This window comes from Streptomyces alkaliterrae (assembly GCF_007097205.2).
GTDB classification, from domain to species: domain Bacteria; phylum Actinomycetota; class Actinomycetes; order Streptomycetales; family Streptomycetaceae; genus Streptomyces; species Streptomyces alkaliterrae.
The window spans coordinates 1-18336 of sequence record NZ_VJYK02000028.1 but is presented as its reverse complement, the minus strand read 5'-3'; the positions used below and the strand labels follow the sequence as shown (position 1 = coordinate 18336).

Here is an 18336-nt window from a genome sequence, read left to right as displayed (position 1 = left end):
CGCTCGCCCGCCCCGAGCTCACCGCCGCCCGTACCGCGAGGAGAACCGTGGACGTCATCTCCGTCATCCGTGCCAAGCGCGACCGCCAGACCCTGACCCCCGAGCAGATCGACTGGGTCATCGACGCCTACACCCGCGGCGCGGTCGCCGACGAGCAGATGTCCGCGCTCGCCATGGCCATCCTGCTCAACGGCATGGACCGCGCGGAGATCAGCCGCTGGACCGCCGCCATGATCAACAGCGGTGAGCGGATGGACTTCTCCTCCCTGCCCCGCCCCACCGCCGACAAGCACAGCACCGGCGGCGTCGGCGACAAGATCACGCTGCCGCTCGCCCCGCTCGTAGCCGCCTGCGGCGCGGCCGTGCCCCAGCTCTCCGGCCGCGGCCTCGGCCACACCGGCGGCACGCTCGACAAGCTGGAGTCCATCCCCGGCTGGCGCGCCCTGCTCTCCAACGCCGAGATGATGGACGTCCTGCGGGACGTCGGCGCCGTCATCTGCGCCGCCGGCGACGGCCTCGCCCCCGCCGACAAGAAGCTCTACGCGCTCCGCGACGTCACCGGCACGGTGGAAGCCATCCCGCTGATCGCCAGCTCCATCATGTCCAAGAAGATCGCCGAGGGCACCGGCTCCCTCGTGCTCGACGTCAAGGTCGGCTCCGGCGCCTTCATGAAGAACGTCGACGACGCCCGCGAGCTGGCCCGCACCATGGTCGGCCTCGGCACCGACCACGGCGTGAAGACCGTCGCGCTGCTCACCGACATGTCCACCCCGCTCGGCCTCACCGCCGGCAACGCGCTGGAGGTCCGCGAGTCCGTCGAGGTACTGGCCGGCGGCGGCCCCGCCGACGTCGTCGAGCTGACGCTCGCGCTCGCCCGCGAGATGCTCGACGCGGCCGGCCTGCCGGACGCCGACCCCGCCGCCGCGCTCGCCGACGGCCGCGCCATGGACGCCTGGCGCCGCATGATCGCCGCCCAGGGCGGCGACCCGGACGCCAAGCTGCCCGTCGCCCGCGAACAGCACGTCGTCACCGCCGAGTCCACCGGCCGGCTCACCCGGCTCGACGCCTACGGCGTCGGCGTAGCCGCCTGGCGCCTGGGCGCCGGCCGCGCCCGCAAGGAGGACCCGGTCCAGGCCGGCGCCGGCGTCGAACTGCACGCCAAGCCCGGCGACGAGGTCACCGCCGGACAGCCGCTGATGACCCTGCACACCGACACCCCCGAGGCGTTCGACTACGCGCTCGCCGCGCTGACGGACGCCGTAGAGATCGGCGGCGACCACACCCCGCCCCCGCTCCTCATCGACCGCATCGCCTGATCCTCCACCGGTTCCCCCTCGAACCCCTTGCGGCCCGGCGCCCAGGCCCGGAGGCCGTCGACAGCTCCCCGCCACTCGACGCCCTCCCGGCCAGGCCCGGGCCGCAAGGCTCTCCGCCCGCCGATCACCGCGTGTGCCCCGCCAGGATCCACCGCTTTGCACGCACTTCAGCGCAGCGTCTCCAGTGCCTTCACCACCAGCGCTCTTGCCTGTTATCGGATTTCGTACCGCTCGTGCGGAACACCGCGTTCCCACACCTTGTCGAACGCGGCGGCGCACAGCCGGGCGGCCGCCGGGTCTTCGCTGATCTCGCCACCTCCTGACTGGCCATTGCCGCTGAAGTGGTTCCAGCGCACCAGTCTGCCGTCGATGAGCCAGAAGTCGTTGCCCGGCAGGGCGATGTCAGAGGCTCGCCGTCGAGGCAGCCACCGCACCTGTTCGCCTGCCGCGACATTGGTGAACGTTCCGTCGTACAGGAACCGGGTGTACTCGCTGACAGGTTCGGACACGATGCGGGCTCGGCGTACCGCCACGCCGCGTCCGACTGTTTCGACGATGAGGTCAAGCCACGGCCGCCACCAGGACGCGCGGTCGGCAGGGGCGTGGCGGTGGCCGGCACGCCAGTCGGCGAACGGGCCTTTCTCGTAGTCAACGGCGTAGGAGTCCCGCATCTCCAGGTGGACGGCGGAGTGCTCGGCACTCCGCAGCAGCTCAACGAATGTCGGGACGCTGCTCGATGACATTGCATGCCTCCCTGATGGTGTGGACCATGCGTGCGGGGATCCGGACGACAGCTGACGACGGCCCCCGCTTACGGTGGCGGGGGCCGGTCAATCGGAGTCGGGTCAAGGTCACAGGGTGCGGAACTCGTCTCGCTGGACGGCAGTGATGAACGACGACCACGTCGACGGCTCGAAGGTGAGCGCCGGGCCGTCCGAGTCCTTGCTGTCACGGACCGGGACGATGCCTGAGCTGACGTAAGCCGGTGCCCACTCAACGCAGCTCCCGCCTCCGTTGCCGCTGTAGCTCGACTTGACCCACTCCACGCGGGAGAGGTCAGGGGTGGTTCTCATGTCGGTAGTGCCTCCATTACGGACCGGATGAAAGCCGCCGAGTCGCCCGGCGACAGGGCGCACGCCCTAAGCAGATCGTAGGCCCGCTGACGTTCCGCGACGATCCCGAGATCTTCGAGCAACGTCCCGGTCGTGATGCTCCCCTCGTAGGCCACTCGCGCGCCGTCGCCCAGGGTCATCAGCGTCAGCGTGCCCCCTACCAATGCATGTCCCCCATGTTCGAATGGGAGAACCTGAACCACGGTCGTTGGTGTGTGCGCCAGCTCAACCAGACGGGCCAGTTGTGCGTGAGTGACCGCCGGTCCGCCGAAGCCACGCCGTAGCACTGCCTCGTCGAAGATCAAGGAGAGGTCCGGCGGAGGGACTGCCTCCAGCCGGGTTTGCCGAATCATGCGAGCCGTGACCAGTTCCTCAATCTCGTCCCGCGTCGCCTTGGGGTTGGCTACGACGAACAGAGCACGGGCGTAGTCCTCCGTCTGCACGAGGCCAGGCACGATCTGACCGGCGTACTCCTCAATGAGCGTGGCCCGTGTCTCAAGCTCCATCCGGCGTTGGAACTGGTCCGGGTGGATCTCCTTGCTTGCCAGCCGGTACAGCTCCTCAAAGATCCCGTCCGTCCCGAACGCGGCGTCCAACATCGCCGGCAGGGACGGGGGCGGCATAGCTTCGGCGGTCTCGATGCGGGACAGGTGGCTACGGCTGATCCTCACGACGTTTGACAGCGCCTCAAGACTCAACCGGGCTCGTTCTCTGTGTGCGCGCATCTTCGCCCCGAATAGATGTCGGGCGCTCCGATCGGGCGTCAGCTCGCGTGGGCGTGCAGGCACTACCTATCTCCCATCTCCCCAAAGGCATCTGGGGACACAAACCCCTGTTGACCATCGTCATGCAGCGCAACGCTTGAGCTACACAACGTAGTAGGTCCCCGGTCGGGGCAGCATACGAACGTACGGAGTGGCAGGCATGGCGAATGCAGGCAAGAAGCAGACGGCCACGGAGAAGGTCAGGGACGCTGAACGGGCGCGCGACGAGCTGCACGACGCGCTCAAGTCGGTCGGGTTGCAACTCCACTCCCTGGAGCTCGATTCCGTCACCTGTGCCGGCGATGCGCCGCTGGCGCTGATCGACCTGGGCCGCTGCAACGTGGTCACGGCACGCGCGCTCGCTGCGGCGCTCCGTTCGCCCGACGGCGAGCAGCAGGGCGCGGCGCGATGACCCGGCGCGTGTTCCGCTACGTCCCGTTCACCATCGAGCAGGACCAGACGGCGGAACCGGAGTACGAGGCGCGTTGCGTGTCCGGCGACGACGTCGAGTGCGGCGCGGAGTCCGGTACGCACTGCGGCCCGGCACCGGTCGAGGAGTGGCAGCGCAAGCACACGCAGGAGACGGGGCATCGGCGCTACCGTCGGAACTTCGGCGACTACGCGGTGATGCGGCCCCCGGCGGGACTCGCCGAACTGGCGTGGGCGAACGGGGGTACGGCGTGATGTTCGCTCCGGCCGTTGAGCGTCCGTGGCGCGATGCGTGGCCCCTGGTCGCGCAGGTCGGCGACGGTAACGCGTGGGTGACGGGCGAGTGTTGGTTGTTCTGCCGCCGTGAGGGCGTGGCCGTCCTGTGGGTCGGCTCGGTGACCACACCCGGCGCGACCGGCGACGTGTACGCCTGTGGCCCCTGCCTCGCGGAGCTTGACCACATGGTGCGCGTCCAGGCGCACGACCGCGACGGGCACGGCGACCGCGCCGCGCAGTCCGCCACCCTCACCGCTCCCGCCCACGTGACCAAGACGTGTGAGCACCGGCAGACCGAAAGGCACGACGGCAAGACCTACTGCAGGGACTGCGAACGACAGCTCTACCTGTGAAGACTCCGCCCCCTGCCAGGGATGACCCGACAACCGGCCCTCCCACACCAACCCCCGGCAGGGGAGCGGGAACCACCCCGACAGGACATGACAACCGCGAGGAGAGCGCCGCTATGACAGCCAAAACGGACAGTCCCGCCAACCCCACTGTTGGGCCACTCAGGTTGCTTGAACTGGAGATCACCGGACGTTGCCAGCTCGCCTGCACGCACTGCTATGCCGAGTCCGGGCCGACCAAGGGGCACGGCAGCATGACCGGCGAGGATTGGCGGCGCGTCATCAGCGAGGCCGCCGCGTTCGGCGTCGAACAGGTTCAGTTCATCGGTGGCGAGCCCTCTCTGCACTCCGAGTTCGCCGGCCTCGTCCGGCATGCCCTCGATGCCGGGCTCTCCGTGCAGGTCTACAGCAACCTCTACCGGGTCCTGAGCGAACACTGGGACCTCTTCGCTCACCCGCGCCTCACACTGGGTACCTCGTACTACTCCGACGATCCGGCCGAACACGACGCGGTCACCGGAAGGGCCGGATCTCATGCTGCGACCCGCGCCAACATCGTTGAGGCGGTGAGGCGCGGCATCCCGGTGAAGGTGGGCATCATCCATATGCGAGAGGGACAACGGACTGAGCAGGCCCGCGCTGAAATGGCCGCGCTGGGGGTGGAACAGGTGGGGATCGACCGGGTTCGCGAAGTAGGCAACGCCGCCGTGTCGGTGCCCTCCACGTCCGCGCTGTGCGGCCGGTGCGCCAACGGAATCGCCGCGATCCTGCCTGACGGGACCGTGGCGCCCTGCGTCATCGGCCGCTTCCTCCCGGCTGGACAGGTTCAAGGAAGCACGCTGAAAGGGGTCTTGACGTCTGCCCGGTGGCAGGAGATCGCCGAGAGCCTCCGGACGCGACGGCCGACCGCTTGCGCTCCTGACTGTGTGCCCGCCGATTCCGACTCGTGCAAGCCTTCCAGTGGAACTCCCTGCAACCCGATGAGCTACGCCCCTACGCCCCTGCGGTGACCGGGTGTTCCCCCAACGATCGTTCACGTCAGCCGGGGCAGCCCGCCTGCCCGCCCAAGTTCCCGTGAAAGGCGTCATGATGGACTGGATGCAACCGGACTGGGAGCATCACGCCGCCGCTATGGCCGACGAGACCGTACGACCAGAGTCGCGCTGGCACCGCCCCTTGGCCACCACGCCCCGCCATCTCTTCGTTCCTCGATGGTGGACGTCCCGTGAGCGTGACGGCGCTGTGGGGTACGAGCTGCACGACGGGGTCAGCGACCCGGAAGCGTGGATGCGCGCCGCCTACGACAGTGGCCGTACTCTGACCACCCGCGTCGGCCCGCACCACGCCGACCACGCCGCACCCGGAACCGTGATCCCGGAAACCTGGCCTACTTCGTCCTCCACGCTGCCGGGCCTGGTCGTGATGATGTACCGGCACGCCTTCCTCGCCGACACCTCCCGCGTCCTGGTGACCACCGGCAGCGGCTACGGAACCGCGCTGGCCTGCAAACGGCTCGGGTCCGAGCACGTGACCAGCGTGGACGTGGACCCGTACCTCGTCGAGGCGGCTCGCGAACGCCTGGCTGCGGCCGGGCACCATCCGTGCATGGAGGTCTGCGATCTCACGGGCGAACTCCCCGGCGGCTACGACCGCATCATCTCCACCGTCTCTGTCAGGACCATCCCCGGTTCCTGGCTCACGGCACTCGCCCCCGGCGGCCGGATGGTGACGACGCTGTCCGGCACCGGACTGATCATCGTCGCGGACAAGACCGACGACGGCGGCGCGTTCGGACGCGTCGCCCCTGAATCCGCCGGCTTCATGCGCACCCGCCACGGCGACGACTACGACCCTCTCCCCGGCAACGCCCAACTGTGGGAGACCGCGCAGAACGCCGAAGGCGAGAGCGTCACCAGAGGCCGCTATCCCGTGATGCGAGTGAGCAGCACGTGGGATGTGCGCTCCACCCTCGAACTTGTCGTGCCCGGCATCGAGCACCGCATGGACGTGGGCGAGGACGGCACCCGCACTGCCTACATGCTCCATGTAGATGGTTCCTGGGCTCGCGCCACGGCCGCCGGGGCCCGGGAGCTGCCCACCGTCCACCAGGGGGGTCCGCGCCGCCTGTGGGATGAGCTGGACCGCATCCGAACGTGGCTCGTCATCGACGGGGACCTACCCGTCTCCGGGGCCATGGTCCGCATCGACCCCGACGGCGCACTCACTCTCTCGCGCAGCGGATGGACGGCAACCCTGCCATAGGGTCGCGCCCGTGCTGCCCCGACTGTCCGTCGTTCCCCGTGGCGGACGGGCGGGGCTTCCTGCTGGGCGCGGCGCCCTCGCTGCCGGTCGGTTGCTCGGGAGCGGAGACGAACGCGCCGCGCTGAGGGACGACGAACACGGCTCCCTGCCCGCCGAGATCGCCACTGTGCGGTGGGACAGACTCACTGGCCGACGCACTGGCCCCGTCCGTCACCTTCGCTTCGCCGCTCGGTCTTTCCGGTAGACCCTTCTTGCCGTCAGGAGGCAGCGTGTTCGCCATGCGCCCGGCCACAGCCGATGACACTCCCGCCGTTGAGAAGGTGATCCTCGCCCGCTCCTGCTGGCTGGAGGAGCGCGGGCTCCCGAGCTGGCGGGAGAACGCGACCGAACTCGCACGCCAGGCGGAGAATCCTGACGGTGACGTTTGGGTCCTCGCAGAGGACGACGGGCGGGTCATCGGGTGCACCACCGTTCAGGAGCAGACTCCCCCGTGGGGCTGGACGGAAGAGGAACTTAACGAGCCGGCTCACTACCTCTATTCGACGGTCACCGACCCCGCTTTCCGCGTCATGAAGCCGGGAACCGTCATGGCGCTGTGGGCGGTGAACCGGGCAGCTCGGCATGGGCGCAGGTGGGTTCGCCGTGGCTGTCACTTCCCCGGACTGGTGCGGTACTACGAAACCCAAGGGTTCGAGCTGGTGCACGAAGTGCAGCGCACACGCACCACGGTCTATCTCATGTGCCGCCGAGCCGAGCGGGTCACCGACCTGGAAGAACGGTTCCGGGCGCTGTCGGGACCCGGCCGAAACTCCGCAGAAGCTCCAGACCGCTGGTCCTCAAGCTCCCTCAGCCACATGCTGGGGAGGTACCGCCGTACGTGCTGAGTTCAGCGCGTACGGCGATTGGGGTGTGCAGTCGTCAGGCCGCGATCGTGGCGGGTCTCAGGCCGTCGCGGGGACGGGGTTCGCCGCTCGTGCGGCGACTCGGGTGGCGTAGAGGGTGATGCCGGCGGCGGCTACCAGTGCCGCGCCGCACAGGGCGACCGTCGCGGGCCAGCCCGCCGCCGCGTAGGCGAGGGCGCCCAGCGTGCCGCCCAGGGAGGCGCCGAGGTAGTAGGCCATCTGGTACAGCGCGGAGGCCTGGGCGCGGCCTTCGGTCGCCGTGCGGCTGACCGCGCTGGACGCGGTGGCGTGACCGGCGAAGAAGCCCGCCGTGATGAGGACCAAGCCCGTCAGGACGGCCGCCAGGGAACCGGCCGTGGTCAGCAGCAGGCCGACCGCTGTTGTCGTGATCGCTACGTACAGGGTGCCGCGTCGGCCGAAGCGGCCGACCATCCGGCCCGCGCCCGCCGAGGACGCCGTGCCGACCAGGTACACCACGAAGATCGAGCCGACGAGGCCCTGCGAGAGGCCGAACGGTTCCGCTACCAGCCGGTAGCCGATCACCGTGTAGATCGCGCCGAACACGGACATGAACAGCATGCCCAGCAGGTACAGCCGGCGCAGCAGCGGCGTGCCGAGGTGGCCGCGCACGACCCGCACCAGGTGCGCCGGGCGCAGCGGCGCCGGGCTGAAGTTGCGCGGGGCGGGCGCCAGCAGCCGGTACGCCACCGCGCAGACCAGCGCCAGCAGCGCCACGGCCAGCAGCGCGGCCCGCCAGCCCCAGCCCTCGGCGACCCAGCCGGTGAGGATGCGGCCGGTCATTCCGCCGACGCTGTTGCCCGCCACGAACAGGCCGATCGCCCCGATGAGCGCCTTGCGCGGCAGTTCCTCCGAGAGGTACGCCATCGCGGAGGCCGGGATGCCGGCGATCGCCACACCCTGCACGATCCGCAGTGCGATCAGCGTCCGCAGGTCGGGCGCGAGCGGCAGCAGCAGTGCGACGCCCACCGCGACCGACACCGAGACCGTCATCATCCGTCGCCGGCCGAACCGCTCCGAGAGCATGCTCAGCGGCAGCACGCTCAGCGCGAGTGCCATCGTCGTCGCCGAGACCGTCCAGCTCGCCTGGTCCGGTGTCACCGCGAAGTCCGCCGACAGCGCCGGCAGCAGCGCCTGTGTGGAGAAGAGCAGGGCGAAGGTGGCGAGCCCGATCGCGAAGAGCGCGAGGTTGACGCGGCGAGGGCTCGGGGAGGTGGCGGGTGACTCGGGGAACGGCGGAGCAGAGGCACCCGAGGTGACGGGTGCCCCGGTATCAACGGAAGGCATGGCACCAAAACTAGGCACACCACTTACATGCGTCCAATGCACAAAACCGCGATAATCGATGCTGTCACGCATAACCGCAGTTGAGGGGCGCCAGTGTCACCATCTCGCAACAACAAAGACATGTCGGCAACATCACCCGTCGCCGAGATCGACCCCGAGTCCTGGGCCGCTGTGCTCACCCCGCGACTGGCCCAGTTCGCCGGTGTCGCCCGGCACGAGCACGTGACCCGGGCGGCTGGTGAGCTGATGGTCCCGCAGTCCACGCTGAGCCGGGCGATGGCCCGCCTCGAAGCGGACCTCGGCGTCTCGCTGTTCGCCCGCCGGGGCCGGACCGTCCAGCTCACCCCCGCCGGACGGCGTTTCCTCGGCTCGGTGGAGAAGGCGCTCGCCGCCGTCGAGCAGGCCGCCGAGGCGGTCCGCGCGGACGCCGACCCGACGACGGGGAAGGTCGCCTTCGGCTTCCTGCACACGCTCGGCTCGGAGACGGTACCCGCCCTCATCCGCACGTTCCGCGTCGACCACCCCAAGGTGCGGTTCGCCCTCGTGCAGAACTACGGCGAGGCGATGCTGGAACGGCTGCGCGCCGGCGAACTCGACCTCTGCCTCACCTCGCCCGTGCCCGACGAGCCCGACCTGGTCGCGCGCCGCCTCGACGAGCAGCGGCTGCGCCTGGTCGTCCCCGAGGACCACCGGCTCGCCCGCCGCAAACGCATCCGGCTCGCCGAGGCCGCCGACGAGCCGTTCATCACCCTCGAACCCGGCTACGGCATGCGCCGCATCTCCGACGCGCTCTGCGCCGAGGCCGGTTTCAAGCCGCGCATCGCCTTCGAGGGCGAGGAGGCGGAGACGCTGCGCGGCCTGGTGGCGGCCGGCCTCGGCGTCGCGCTGCTGCCGCCGCCGACCGTCGAACGCCCCGGTGTCCGCGAGCTGACCGTCACCGCGCCGCGCGCCGTCCGGGAGATCGGCCTCGCCTGGCTCGACGGCCACCCCGACACCCCGCCGGTCGCCGCCTTCAAGTCCTTCCTCCTCAGCCGCCGAGGCCAACTCCTCGCCTGAAGGGGCGACTTGCGTGGCGCGTTCAGTGCGGCCCGCGACCGAATCCGGCGGCCAGCGGCATCCGCAGGCCGAGTGGGGGAGGGGCGGCGAAGGCGTCGTGCAGGGGGCGGCAGAAGTCCCGGTCGCAGAGCGCGCCGAGGACGAAGTCCTGGGCGAGGGCGAGGACTTCGGTGCGTCTGTGGCGCAGCGCGTGGCGGTCGGTGTGCACCTCGAAGCGGCACACCTCGGAGTTGACCTTCTTCGCGCGTTCGGCGAGCCGGAAGGAGAGCTCCGGATCGGTGTCGCGGTCGTCGGTCCCGTGCGCCAACAGCACACGCCTGCCGATGAGTTGGCGAACCGGTTCCTCCGGCGCCTCGGGCAGTCGCGGCCCCAGTGCCAATACGGAGTCGACCGCCGGATGCCCGGCGGCCCGCAGCGCGGCGCGCGCACCGGAGTCGAAGCCGGCGAGGCACACCGGTATGTCGCCGTACCGGCGGACGACCTCGTCCGCCGCCCATGCGGCGTCCGCGACGGGAGACGCCTCCTCGCCGTTCCACCCCCGGAAGCGGTACCGCACCACATGCGCGACCAGCAGCTCGCCGGCCTCCTCTCCGCCGACGAGGCGCCGCGCCAGGGCGTCGGCGCGCAGCAGGGAGAGGCGGGAGAGCGGGCGCGACGAGTGGGGTCCGCCACCGCCGGGAAGCACGAGCACAACTCCGTGTACGGGTCCGCGGGCGCCGATCGGGCGTCCCAGCCGGGCACTCCGCACGGGCAACGCATGCTGAGGCATGTGGGAAACGATGTCAGAAGCGCGGAGTGACGGAACCCGGCCGCAGTCACTGTTTGGTATCGAATTCCCGCACCGAGGGCTGTCGGGGCGCCGTCTACCGAGGTCGACGGCCCATGACAACCGCTCAGTCAACCTCAGTGGTCTCAGTACCCGTCGACGAACCCGCACATCTAGGGTCACAGTCGCCCAGCAGGGCCCTCCCCGGGGAGGGCGTACGCGAGGGCCCTTACCTTCTGTGCTTCTTCGTGTTTTCCGTCGGATCTCCATCCGTCGGAGAAAGGGTTTCTCGGTGAGATTCCGTCAGGTGGCTGCCGTGGGCGTCGCCGCATTCGTTCTCTCGATTTCTGTTCCTGCGAGCGCGCAGGCCGGGACCAAAACCGTGCAGAATTGCTCGCCGGGCAACGTCTGCCTCTACAAGGCCACTCACGGCCCCTCGGTGGGGGGTTCTCCCTTCCTGTCCAGCGTCGGCGGCTTCAGTAAGAAATCGTACGCGGCGGACAGGATATTCAACAACGGGGTCAAGTACCCGAAGGCCGACCATATTCGTTACTGGGGTAAGACGGACAACGGCGTGTTCCAGGGCTGTCTGCACTTCAACGAGTCCACCACCGGAATGCAGAAGGGGTCCTGGGCCGACCTCACCAAGGTGCCGGGTGCTCGTGTCCAGGCGGCGTACTGGGGTGACGAGTGCGCGGCCAACGAGCCCGTCCTCGAGGCCCTCTACTACGGCACCAGCAAGTGGTTCACGCTCCAGTAGGCGTGTCGCATTCTCTCTCACGAAGAAACGGGATTGCTTTGAGACGTCGAAGAAGGACGCTGAGGCGGTTGCGCACGCCGGTGGTGCTCGCGGCTGCGAGCCTGATGGTGGTGGGGCCGCTGACACACGAGCCGGCGGCGGCCGCACCGCCGTCGCCCACCCCGCCTCCGGGCGCGGCCAGCGGATGGAAACAGGACCCCGGGAAGTCCGCCAAGGAGAAGTCCGGTGGTGCGGAAAATCCCTCGGTCGTGCCCGAGGGGAAGCGCGCGGAACTGCTGGGGGACGACTACCGGCGGTCCGGGGACCGGGCATGGACAACAACAGGCGACGCCACCGGTTTCCATCTCCTGGTGGCGGACGAGAAGTCCGGCTACCGCTGGAAGACGGCGGCCACCCTGTCCGAAGAGGGCTTCGACACGGACCTCTGGGTCGGTAACGCCTGTGTGACCGGCGACGGCACGCGCGCGGTGGTCACCTACGCGCCACGAGCTTTCACCAACAAGCCGCAGTTGATGGCTCGCGGCGCGTTCGCGGCCACCGTCAACCTGGGCACCGGCCAGGTCACCAAGCTTCCGCACACCGCCAGCCTGGCGTACTTTTCGCCGGGCTGCGGCGTCGGCGACAAAGCGGTCCTGTCGCAGTTCTCCGACGAGGTGACGTCCGAGAAGAACGAGACACGGTTGATTCCGCTCGACGCGCGGACGGGGAAGACTGGTAAGCCTGTCAAGCTCAGGGGCCAGGTCACCTCGGCGGTGCCGGCGGGTGACGGCTATGTCGCGGCCGACGGCCCGCGTCTGGTGCGGATCACCGGGAAGGGCGAGCGGGCGGAGATCGCCAGGACCCTCCGCACCCCGTTCCAGCTCATCCCGGACGCCGACGGCGGCGTGACCTTCCTGGACCGTTCACGTGGCACCGCGAAGAAGCCCGAGGCCACCGGATACGTCAAGCGCCTCGACGCCCGAGCGGTCGAAGGCGGGCGAGGCGGGAAGGCGCGCCGTGCCGCGGGAGCGCCCGTCACGACGCTCGCCGAGGGCCCCCTCACCAAGCTGGACCTCGCAGCGGCGGCGAACGGCAAGGTGTTCATCACCGGCAAGGCCGCCACGCGGGGCAAACTGCCGAAGGCGGTGCTGAACCCGGGCGGGATCGACAAGGACGCCCAGGTGTCCACCCGGGGCCGGGCCACGGTGAAGGCGGCCTGGGCTGACGGGAAGGACTCCCGCATCCGCCCGGAGGAGGCACTCAGCTCCCGCGCGGCCAGGATCGAGATGAGGCACCTTGCCACCGGCCGGAAGCCGGTGTTCGAGGTCGACCCGTCCGCCGAGCATGTCTCGCCGGCGCCCGACGGTCAGGAGACCTCCCCCGCGCTTCGCGGCGGCGCCGACGACGGCGGTGGCATGCGTACGCAGCTGAACATCGGTGAGTCGGAGGACGAGCGGACCTGCGCGGTGGAGCGGGGGAACCCGCGGAAACAGGCGTTCCAGCCCACACCCCGCCAGATCGAGTGGGCCGTCAACCAGGCCATCACCGGAAACCTGGACCGGCACGCCTCGCGCCCCGCGAACTGGAAGAACATGGGCATGGGCGCCTACAGCCCGCAGGCCCTGGCCGGCGGACTGACCAGGCTCTCCGGCGGCGGCCGCATCCCGGCGCAGGTGATGCTTGGCATCACCGCGCAGGAGTCGAACATGTGGCAGGCGACCCGGTACGCCGCGCCCGGTGTGACGGCGAACCCGCTGATCGGCAACTACTACGGCGTCAAGCACGACCCGGGCGGCAACACCGACGACCCGTGGAAGATCAACTTCCCGGCGGCCGACTGCGGCTACGGCGTCACCCAGGTCACCGACGGCATGCGGCTGCCCGGCAAGAGGTACGAGAACGGCACGGTCCGACCGGCCCTGCCGCAAGCCACCCAGGAGGCCATCGCGCTGGACTACACGGCGAACATCGCGTTCGGCGTGAACATCCTCGCCGAGAAGTGGAACCAGCTCCACGCCGAGGGCATGACCGTCAACGACGGTGACCCGCTGAACATCGAGAGCTGGTACATGGCGCTGTGGGCGTACAACAGCGGTTTCCACCCCAAGTCGAAGGCGTCCAGCAACGGCGGCAAGTGGGGCCTGGGCTGGACCAACAACCCGGCCATGCCCTGGTACAAGGCCAACCGCACGCCGTTCCTCGAAGGTGGCGGCCGACAGGACGACTACAGCCACGCGGCTCGCCCGCAGTACTGGCCGTACCAGGAGAAGGTCCTCGGATGGGCCGCCCGTCCGATCTCCGCGATGACCGCGCCGGGGGAGTACGGTCCCGGCTACCGCGCCGCGTGGTGGACGAACGAGCTGTACCGGAGCACCGTCAAGCCTCCGGAGGAGACGTTCTGCCACTACACGGTGAACGAGTGTGATCCCAACTTCATCGGACGGTCCGACCCGGACGACCCCGACCCCTCCCTCTCGCCCTGCCAGCGCAGGAGCGACTGGCGCTGCTGGTGGACCGAGCCGGTCCAGTGGAAGTACTGCGACAAGCGGAACGAGTGCGGCTTCGAACTGCTGCGGTTCGACAGCACGTACCCGGAACAGCCGGACGCCAACCCGTTCCCACGCCGCTGCTCCCCGGGACTCCCGTCGGGCTCCGTGGTGGTGGACAACGTCGACAACGGCCAGCCACTGGCCGGCAGCCCCGAGCGGAGCTGCGGCAGCGCCGCGAAGTCCGACGGATCGTTCAGCTTCCGCTTCAGCAAGGATTCCGCGAGGATCGACACCCACCAGCTCGGCGCCGGATACGGCAACCACCTGTGGTTCTCCAACACCGTCCGGGTCGGGAGCCCCGACTCCTCCCGTATGGTGACCGGCACCTGGACCGGCCCGACCTCGGTGAAGGGATGGACGCGGGTCCTGGTGCACATGCCGGAAATCGCCGCCCGCTCACAGCAGGCGACGTACCAGATCTCCGGTACGGACTCCACCTCGCCGAAGCGCGTCGCGCCGCAGCGCACCCGCGAGAACACCTGGGTGTCGCTCGGGGTGTTCAACTTCACCGGCACGCCGAAGGTGTCACTGTCCAACCTCACCAGGGAGGCGGTCTCGGTGAACATCGCCTGGGACGCCGTCGCCTTCCAGAAGCTGGGCACCAAGCCCAAGCACGTCGTGGGCTTCGGAGACTCCTACGCCTCCGGGGAAGGAGCGACCGAGGGCATCGGCGCCGACTACTTCCCGGAGACCGACTACGTCGAGGACGTGGGCACCGCCTACGTCCGCAATGACTGCCACCGCTCCAGGAAGGCGTGGATCCGTCAGGCGTCGTTGCCGGGCATGTCGGGGTCGATCGGCGACCTGTCCGACGATTTCGGCGACAAGGTCGACCTGAGCTTCCTCGCCTGCTCCGGAGCACGCACCTACAACGTGAAGTCCGGTGGCATCCCGCAGAGTTCGGGTAAGCGGGAATCCAGACTGTGGAAGGACGGCGTGCCCACCTCCGGCTGGAAACGCTGGGCTCCGAACTCGCTGCCACAGCTGGACCTCGGGTACCTGGACCAGAACACCGACCTGGTGACGATCTCCATCGGCGGCAACGACTCACGGTTCACCGATGTTTTCACGGCGTGCCTGAAGCCGGGTGACTGCCGGGACGCCACTCTGGACGCCAAGGACCCCGACAGCGACCAGATCTACGAGGATCGGAAGACCGCGCCGCTGAAGGACTACGCCCCCGCGTGGATGCGGGACGAGGTCAGGCCGCGGATCACCAGCGTTCTGGAGCAGATCCGCAAGCGCGCCCCGAACGCCAAGGTGGTACTGATGGGCTACCCGGCGCTGATCAGCGGCGAGTGCCTGGCCGCGGGCAGCGTCACCGCGACGGTGGACCTGCCGTGGCTCGCGGCGATCGGGCTCAACGCGAAACCGTTCACATTCAAGGCCGAGTTCACGCTCACCGAGGCCGAACGCAGGTGGCTCGACGAGACGCTGGCGCCCGAACTCTCCCGCCAGATGGCGCAGGCCGCGAAGGACGCCGGTGCGGTCTTCGTCGACCCGGCACGCGAGTTCGCCGGCCGAGGCGTCTGCGGGGCGGACCCGGCCATCCACGGCCTGCTGCCCGTCACGTTCCGCGCCAAGGCGGACGACCTCCCGGGGATGCACACCTTCCACCCGAACATCGCCGGGGCCCGCCTCTACGCGGACGCCTTGGAGCGCGGCCTGAGGTAGCGCACTCCGGCGTAGGGCGAACCAACACACCACCACACCAGAAAGGAACCACCATGCGTATCCGCAAGCTCGCCGCAGTAGGCGCGGCGCTCACTGCCACTCTTGTGTTCGCCGGCCCCGCCCAGGCGGGGACGGCCACCGTCTACGGCTGCAAGTCCGGTGAGGTCTGCGTCTACAAGAACGGCAACTCCGGGCCCAGCTTCTCGACCTACGGCGACTGGGCGCCGACGTCGTCCTCGAAGTACGTCACGGGAAACGTGATCTTCAACAACGGGAAGCGCTACCCGGGCTTTGACCACATCCGCTGGGAGGGCCACATGGGCAGCGACAAGTACAAGGGCTGCCTGCACTACGAGGAGACCACCACGGGCATGACCCATGGAAGCTCCGTCTACAGCGGCAGCGCCATCACCTTCACCAAGATGATCTGGGGCAAGGAATGCGGCGCGACGGAGTACGGCATGCAGCGGCGCTGAAGCGGAGGCCATGAGAGGGGCGCCCCACCGGCTCGGCCCGGTGGGGCGCCCCTCTCGTTTCCGGGCGCCTTCCGACTCGCTGTCTACGCGCGTAGGTACTACAGTGCTGTGATGACGAGCGACACCACCATCCCCACCGAGGACCAGATCCGCCGCGCGCCGAAGGTGCTCCTGCACGACCACCTCGACGGCGGTCTGCGTCCGGCGACGATCATCGACATCGCCCGGGAGACGGGCTACGACGGCCTGCCGGAGACCGAGCCCGAGGCGCTCGGCACGTGGTTCCGGGACGCGGCCGACTCCGGTTCGCTGGAGCGGTACCTGGAGACGTTCAGCCACACCTGCGCCGTGATGCAGACGCGGGACGCGCTGTTCCGGGTGGCCGCCGAGTGCGCCGAGGACCTGGCGGAGGACGGCGTCGTCTACGCCGAGGTGCGGTACGCCCCCGAGCAGCACCTGGAGGGCGGGCTGACGCTGGACGAGGTCGTCCAGGCCGTCAACGAGGGCTTCCGCGAGGGTGAGCGGCGGGCCATGGAGGCCGGTTGTCGCATCCGGGTCGGCGCGCTGCTGACGGCGATGCGGCACGCGGCACGCGCGCTGGAGATCGCCGAGCTCGCGAACAAGTTCCGTGACCAGGGTGTTGTCGGCTTCGACATCGCCGGCGCGGAGGCGGGTCACCCGCCCACCCGTCACCTGGACGCGTTCGAGTACCTGAAGCGGGAGAACAACCACTTCACCATCCACGCCGGTGAGGCGTTCGGACTGCCGTCGATCTGGCAGGCGCTGCAGTGGTGCGGCGCCGACCGGCTGGGTCACGGTGTGCGGATCATCGACGACATCAAGGTCGCCGAGGACGGCTCGATCGAGCTCGGTCGGCTGGCCTCCTACGTCCGGGACAAGCGCATCCCGCTGGAGCTGTGCCCGACCTCGAACCTCCAGACCGCCGCCGCCTCCTCGTACGCGGAGCACCCGATCGGGCTGCTGCGCCGGCTGCGGTTCCGGGCGACGGTCAACACCGACAACCGGCTCATGAGCGGTACCAGCATGAGCAGGGAGTTCGGCCACCTCGTCCACACGTTCCACTACACGCTCGACGACATGCAGTGGTTCACCGTCAATGCGATGAAGTCCGCGTTCATTCCTTTTGATGAACGTCTCGCCATGATCAACGACGTGATCAAGCCCGGCTACGCCGAGCTGAAGTCGGAGTGGCTGTTCCGGCAGGCCGCCACCGAGCGGGCCGTGACCAGCGACTCCTCCCGCTACGAGGGCTGAGCGGCGCGGCCGGGCGGACGGCGGCGGCGCCCGTCGCCGTCCGCCCCGCGGCGGGGCCGGCCGGCCCAGCGGGGCGTTTTGCTGTTTGCGGCCGTGTGCGGAGAGTGACTAGGTTCGGCGCCGCACACGCCCTGTCTCCGGTTTGAGGACGTAAGCCGCATGAAGCACGGAACGATCAAGACTCTCGGTGTCGCCGCCGCCGGCGCCGCGATGGCCGCGGGCGCGGCCGGAACGGCAGCCGCCGCCGAGGAGCTGCACACCGGACGGCAGTTCGCGAACATCGCCGCCGACACCACGAACATGACCGTCGAGGACTCCGCCATGGACCTCCCGGCAAACGTGTCGCGCGCCGCCCACGCCACCACCGGCGCCCTGGACCGGGCCGAGCGCCGGGCCGAGGAGCAGGGGCACGAGAAGCGGCAGGGCCCGGTGGACCGACTGCTCGGCGGGCTCCCGGTCAACGGCGGGCTGCCGATCGGCGCCGACGTGCCGGTGGTCGGCGACCTTCCGGTGGTCGGCGAGGCTGTCGGCAGCGGCAACATGTCCACCAGCTTCAAGGGCGACCTGGCCGGCGGCGGACTGCCGATCGACGGCGTGCCGCTGGACGGCGGGCTGCCGATCGGGCTGTGAGCGACGTATGAGCGGGCCGCCGGGCGAACGCTCCGGCGGCCCGCCTCCGTCTTCCGCCGTCTCGCGCGTCCGCCCGTGGTCAGGCCCGCGGGCGGCTCACCAGGCGCTGCGCTGGGTCCGCTCGTCCGGCATCAGCACCCACAGCGCCAGGTACAGCACGAACTGAGGGCCGGGCAGCAGGCAGGAGAGCAGGAAGACCACCCGCATCGTGGTGGCGGACACCCCGAAGCGGCGGGCGAGACCGGCACAGACGCCGGCGATGACGCGGCCTTCGCGGGGGCGGGTGAGTGCGGCCATGGGAGCGCTCCTTCACGAGGCGGTACGCGGATGCGCCCGGTAGCGCACCCTTGTACCTCAAACGTACGGAGTGCTCCCGTTTGTGACATCCGTCCTCGGGGCGATCCGGACCCTGGTCCGGTTCGGGGTCAGACCCTGAGGGGTGCCGAGACCCGCTC

19 protein-coding genes are annotated in these 18336 nt (G+C 69.6%); 13 read left to right on the top strand and 6 right to left on the bottom strand.

Annotated elements, in window-relative coordinates; genetic code table 11:
* Positions 1-47: 47 nt before the first annotated feature.
* A complete protein-coding gene (locus FNX44_RS04610; protein WP_143646643.1) occupies positions 48-1316 on the top strand; it encodes a thymidine phosphorylase in 1269 nt (422 codons plus the stop codon).
* A 212-nt stretch (positions 1317-1528) separates the two neighbouring features.
* Here the strand turns inward: FNX44_RS04610 and FNX44_RS04605 are convergent, their stop codons facing one another.
* The 3 genes from FNX44_RS04605 to FNX44_RS04595 form a co-directional block, all read right to left on the bottom strand.
* Entirely contained in the window at positions 1529-2059 is a 531-nt protein-coding gene (locus FNX44_RS04605) for a DUF6879 family protein (RefSeq protein WP_143646642.1), read from the bottom strand.
* Between the two features lie 108 nt (positions 2060-2167).
* Entirely contained in the window at positions 2168-2389 is a 222-nt protein-coding gene (locus FNX44_RS04600) for a DUF397 domain-containing protein (RefSeq protein WP_143646641.1), read from the bottom strand.
* Complete coding sequence (locus FNX44_RS04595) at positions 2386-3216, bottom strand: helix-turn-helix domain-containing protein (protein ID WP_143646640.1); 831 nt, start codon at positions 3214-3216, stop codon at positions 2386-2388. Before FNX44_RS04595 ends, FNX44_RS04600 begins: the two co-directional genes overlap by 4 nt.
* Before the next feature lie 136 nt (positions 3217-3352).
* On the opposite strand from FNX44_RS04595, the gene FNX44_RS04590 reads away from it, so the two are divergent.
* From FNX44_RS04590 to FNX44_RS04565, 6 genes are all read left to right on the top strand, one after another.
* Positions 3353-3604, top strand: a complete 252-nt coding sequence (locus FNX44_RS04590; RefSeq protein ID WP_143646639.1) for a hypothetical protein — start codon at positions 3353-3355, stop codon at positions 3602-3604.
* Complete coding sequence (locus FNX44_RS04585) at positions 3601-3876, top strand: DUF7848 domain-containing protein (RefSeq protein WP_143646638.1); 276 nt, start codon at positions 3601-3603, stop codon at positions 3874-3876. Before FNX44_RS04590 ends, FNX44_RS04585 begins: the two co-directional genes overlap by 4 nt.
* A gap of 77 nt (positions 3877-3953) precedes the next feature.
* Positions 3954-4250: a hypothetical protein gene (locus FNX44_RS04580; protein ID WP_143646637.1), complete on the top strand. Its 297-nt coding sequence runs from the start codon at positions 3954-3956 to the stop codon at positions 4248-4250.
* A gap of 113 nt (positions 4251-4363) precedes the next feature.
* A complete protein-coding gene (locus FNX44_RS04575) occupies positions 4364-5257 on the top strand; it encodes a radical SAM/SPASM domain-containing protein (protein WP_143646636.1) in 894 nt (297 codons plus the stop codon).
* Between the two features lie 88 nt (positions 5258-5345).
* Complete coding sequence (locus FNX44_RS04570) at positions 5346-6509, top strand: methyltransferase domain-containing protein (RefSeq protein ID WP_228449652.1); 1164 nt, start codon at positions 5346-5348, stop codon at positions 6507-6509.
* A 278-nt stretch (positions 6510-6787) separates the two neighbouring features.
* A complete protein-coding gene (locus tag FNX44_RS04565) occupies positions 6788-7393 on the top strand; it encodes a GNAT family N-acetyltransferase (RefSeq protein ID WP_153506851.1) in 606 nt (201 codons plus the stop codon).
* Between the two features lie 57 nt (positions 7394-7450).
* Here the strand turns inward: FNX44_RS04565 and FNX44_RS04560 are convergent, their stop codons facing one another.
* Complete coding sequence (locus FNX44_RS04560; protein ID WP_143646634.1) at positions 7451-8716, bottom strand: MFS transporter; 1266 nt, start codon at positions 8714-8716, stop codon at positions 7451-7453.
* 120 nt (positions 8717-8836) lie between these two features.
* Between FNX44_RS04560 and FNX44_RS04555 the strand changes: the two genes are divergently transcribed.
* Positions 8837-9772: a LysR family transcriptional regulator gene (locus FNX44_RS04555; RefSeq protein WP_143646633.1), complete on the top strand. Its 936-nt coding sequence runs from the start codon at positions 8837-8839 to the stop codon at positions 9770-9772.
* Between the two features lie 22 nt (positions 9773-9794).
* On the opposite strand, the gene FNX44_RS04550 is transcribed toward FNX44_RS04555, so the two are convergent.
* Positions 9795-10541 (bottom strand): alpha/beta hydrolase, encoded by a 747-nt coding sequence (locus FNX44_RS04550; RefSeq protein WP_143646632.1) that lies wholly within the window; start codon positions 10539-10541, stop codon positions 9795-9797.
* Positions 10542-10854: 313 nt separating this feature from the next.
* Between FNX44_RS04550 and FNX44_RS04545 the strand changes: the two genes are divergently transcribed.
* From FNX44_RS04545 to FNX44_RS04525, 5 genes are all read left to right on the top strand, one after another.
* Positions 10855-11298, top strand: coding sequence for a hypothetical protein (locus FNX44_RS04545; protein WP_143646631.1), 444 nt, complete (start codon positions 10855-10857; stop codon positions 11296-11298).
* Between the two features lie 68 nt (positions 11299-11366).
* Complete coding sequence (locus FNX44_RS29480; protein WP_267129458.1) at positions 11367-15500, top strand: GDSL-type esterase/lipase family protein; 4134 nt, start codon at positions 11367-11369, stop codon at positions 15498-15500.
* A gap of 53 nt (positions 15501-15553) precedes the next feature.
* A complete protein-coding gene (locus FNX44_RS04535) occupies positions 15554-15976 on the top strand; it encodes a hypothetical protein (RefSeq protein ID WP_143646630.1) in 423 nt (140 codons plus the stop codon).
* Between the two features lie 111 nt (positions 15977-16087).
* Positions 16088-17251 carry an adenosine deaminase gene (locus FNX44_RS04530; protein ID WP_143646629.1) on the top strand — a complete coding sequence of 388 codons (1164 nt, stop codon included), beginning with the start codon at positions 16088-16090 and terminating at the stop codon, positions 17249-17251.
* A 159-nt stretch (positions 17252-17410) separates the two neighbouring features.
* Positions 17411-17881: a hypothetical protein gene (locus FNX44_RS04525; RefSeq protein WP_143646628.1), complete on the top strand. Its 471-nt coding sequence runs from the start codon at positions 17411-17413 to the stop codon at positions 17879-17881.
* A gap of 96 nt (positions 17882-17977) precedes the next feature.
* Here FNX44_RS04525 and FNX44_RS04520 read toward each other — a convergent pair whose 3' ends face one another.
* Positions 17978-18178, bottom strand: a complete 201-nt coding sequence (locus FNX44_RS04520; protein ID WP_143646627.1) for a PspC domain-containing protein — start codon at positions 18176-18178, stop codon at positions 17978-17980.
* Positions 18179-18336 lie beyond the last annotated feature (158 nt).